At 40.5% G+C, this 3,228-nt stretch carries 3 protein-coding genes; all 3 read left to right on the forward strand.

What is annotated here, in order from left to right; all coding sequences use genetic code 11:
• Nucleotides 1-1,101, forward strand: a 1,101-nt coding sequence (locus KGY70_16555; protein ID MBS3776811.1) for a sulfatase-like hydrolase/transferase, incomplete at its 5' end; no start/stop codon positions are given.
• 39 nt (nucleotides 1,102-1,140) lie between these two features.
• A complete protein-coding gene (locus tag KGY70_16560) occupies nucleotides 1,141-2,448 on the forward strand; it encodes an exo-alpha-sialidase (GenBank protein ID MBS3776812.1) in 1,308 nt (435 codons plus the stop codon).
• Between the two features lie 64 nt (nucleotides 2,449-2,512).
• Nucleotides 2,513-3,228, forward strand: a 716-nt coding sequence (locus KGY70_16565; protein MBS3776813.1) for a hypothetical protein, incomplete at its 3' end; no start/stop codon positions are given.

Consider the following 3,228-nt stretch of genomic DNA (forward strand, 5'->3'; position numbering starts at 1 on the left):
AGCAATGCAGGTTATCACACCGCGTTGGTGGGTAAGTGGCACCTTGGAGATGAAAAACATTATATGCCCACACAGAGGGGGTATGATCATTTTACCGGGTTTTCCCATGGCGGGATGAAGTCAAAATCTCCCGATGTCTTGGTGGAAGGAAACTGGAAAACATACAAGGGTGAATATACACCTGATGTATTAACAGATTTCACAATGGATTACATCCGTGAATTTCAGGATGAGCCTTTTGCTATTTCTTTACATTACTGGGCTCCACATGCCAATACAGATTTTCCTGAAGGTTTTCAGCCTCCCTATGATGATCGCTCTTGGTTACCCCTCAAAGATGAGGATTTAAAGCACTGGAGAGATATGGATCTGAAACTTCCCAATCCGGATTTTCCCAATTTGGATGTTCAACGTGTTAAACGCATGATGCGCGAATATTATGCAGCTGTCCACAGTGTAGACCGGAATATAGGCAGGATTATGGAGCTGTTGGATGAATTAGATCTAAGAGACAATACGATTGTTATTTTCACCTCCGACCATGGTTATATGATGGGTCATCATGGATTGTGGCATAAGGGAAATGGACGATGGATCACAACAGATCGAAAGGATCCATTTGGTTTATACGAGAATGGCAGGCCGAATCTATATGACTACAGTCTGAAGGTTCCATGTGTGATTCGATGGCCGGAAGTCATTGAACCGGGTACTAAAATAGAGGAAACCATTGAATCAATAGATTGGTTTCCGACGATCCTGGCTATGACCAATGTTAGCAAACCAGATGGAGTAATCCTGAGAGGAGATAATTTTTTACCGTTATTGAAAGGGAAAGATATACCATGGAATAACAGCCTCTATGGGGAATATAAAACGCTTCGTTCTTATCGTTCTCAGGAATGGAAGCTTGTACGTCATTTCGCCGACCCAGAAAAGGATGAGTTGTATCATATAGCAGTAGACCCTGATGAAAATGTCAACCTAATACATGATTCAAGAAAGCAGATTCAAAAGATTATAAATATGCTGGATGAAAGAATTATCAATAAAATGAGAGACTTAGACGATCCCTTATTGAGAAAGAATGTGGATCTGTGAAAGATTATGAAGTTGCTAATGTAAAAAAATAAGTTAATTATGAAGGATAATAAAAATTCAGGAATTTCCCGACGCACATTCTTAAGAAATTCCGCTACCGCTGCAGCTGGGCTGACAATATTGCCCAGTTATGTTATTGGTGGTTTTGGGATAAAAGCCCAAGGAATTGATTATAAAAAAGTAAAGAATGCCGAGCAGCATGTTGTTTACCATCAAAAGGGCCGTTTCGCCGGTTGGCCCGCCAATAATGGTTCATGGATTTTTGATAATGATGAAATTTTGGTTGGATTTACCGAGGCTCCCTATGAAGTGAAAGAAGGACATAATCTTACACATCCTTATTCTTCGTGGCTGGCCCGTAGCAAAGACGGCGGAGAAACCTGGCATGCATGGGATCCTGAAGGGTATGTAGGTGATTTTGGAGATCAGCCGGAACTGAAAAAGGTAGAGAAACCCATTAATTTTCGTCATGAAAAGTTTGCCATGCGATTGGTTGGAACTGCTTATCATGGAGCAAATGATCCGCGTGGTCATTTTTTTTATAGCTATGATGGAGGTAAAAGCTGGAATGGTCCATATAGTTTTGGAAATTTAAAAAATCACCCACAGCTTACAAAATACTGGGAAAAAGTTGAAATCACCTCCCGTACCGATTACATCGTAACTGGAAAACATGAATGCCTTTTATTTATGTCGGCCAGGCCAGAAGGAAAATTTGGTACCGATCGATTGTTTTGTATGAAAACATCGGATGGAGGTAAAACATTTCAATTTCAGGGTTGGATAGTCAAACCTTATAGGGAGAGTGAAGTTAATGAAGCGGTAAAAGTGGATATATATTCTGAGGAATCAGAAAATCCCTGGTCAACACAGTGTCGGGCGGTGATGTCTGAATCGTTCCTGTTACCAGGTGGCAAAATTTTATCGGTGATGCGGCGGAAATATGATCCTGAAAATGGGAAAAGTGAGAATTGGGTGGATGCATATGTTTCCAATGATGGGGGTAAAACATGGACTTTTCAATCCAGAGTGGGAGATGCAGGAGATGGAAATGGCAATCCGCCCGCATTGACTTTGATGGAAGACGGGAAATTATGTGCTGTCTTTGGTGAACGAGCATATGGAACCATACAAGTTGCTTATAGTTCCGACCAGGGCCGAACATGGAGTGAACCCAGAATTTTATATGATAATTTCTGGAATGAGGACAATGAGTTGAATGACCTGGGTTATCCAAGAGTCGTTCAAAGATCGGACAGTAAACTGGTAGCTATGTTCTACTATTCTACAAAAGAAGCCCAGGGACAAATTCATGCGACCATATGGAAACCTCGTAATGAAAGATAAGCCAATGGATTATGGTAATCCAAAAGGGGATAAAATTGTTTAATTTGTAATAAGATTTTATGTTATGGCAAAAATTTTTTGTATCGGCGACTGGGCTGTCCTGATGGGGCCTATGTTCGCAGAATCACCCTTTAATTTTGAGTATAAGGGGTTAGATGTTTTTAATTATGCTAAATGGCTGGTAAAAGCCCTTGAATCTGATGGCCGGCATCAGGTTACTTCTATCCCTGCCTGGGATTTTTATAAAATGGAACCAGGGGAATATGAGAAAATACTTGATGAGTATGACATGTTAATTTTTAGTGACATAGAAAGTAAAAATTTTCAATTGAATCCAAGTTTTTTCGACCGGGAAAAGTTTGGAAAGGGGATACTTACATTTCCTGACAGGACAAGGTTAACAGTAGAGGCTGTATATAACGGAATGCCCATCATGTTTCTAGGAGGATGGCTGTCTTTTTCTGGAGAGCTAGGCAAAGGAGGATGGGGTAGAACCAAACTCAATAAGATTTTACCAGTTACTTGTCTTTCTGGAGAGGATTTAGTGGAAAGCACCGAAGGTTTTTATCCGGAGATTCAATCAGGAAAGGAAAAATGGGTAAATGGGATCGACATAAACTCTTTCCCTCCAATTCTGGGTTATAATCAGGTTAAGCCGAGAGATGACTGCGAAACAATTCTCAAAATAAAAGAAACAGGTGATCCGCTTCTTACAATAGGTCAATTTGGTAAAGGAAGAACCATTGCTTATATGTCTGATCCTGCACCTCATTGGGGATG

Source organism: Bacteroidales bacterium (assembly GCA_018334875.1).
Classification (GTDB): domain Bacteria; phylum Bacteroidota; class Bacteroidia; order Bacteroidales; family UBA12077; genus JAGXLC01.

Bases quoted from the DNA above. Each gene is read 5' to 3' on its own strand.
- KGY70_16560 (MBS3776812.1), top strand. From the start codon at position 1,141: ATGAAGGATAATAAAAATTCAGGAATTTCCCGACGCACATTCTTAAGA.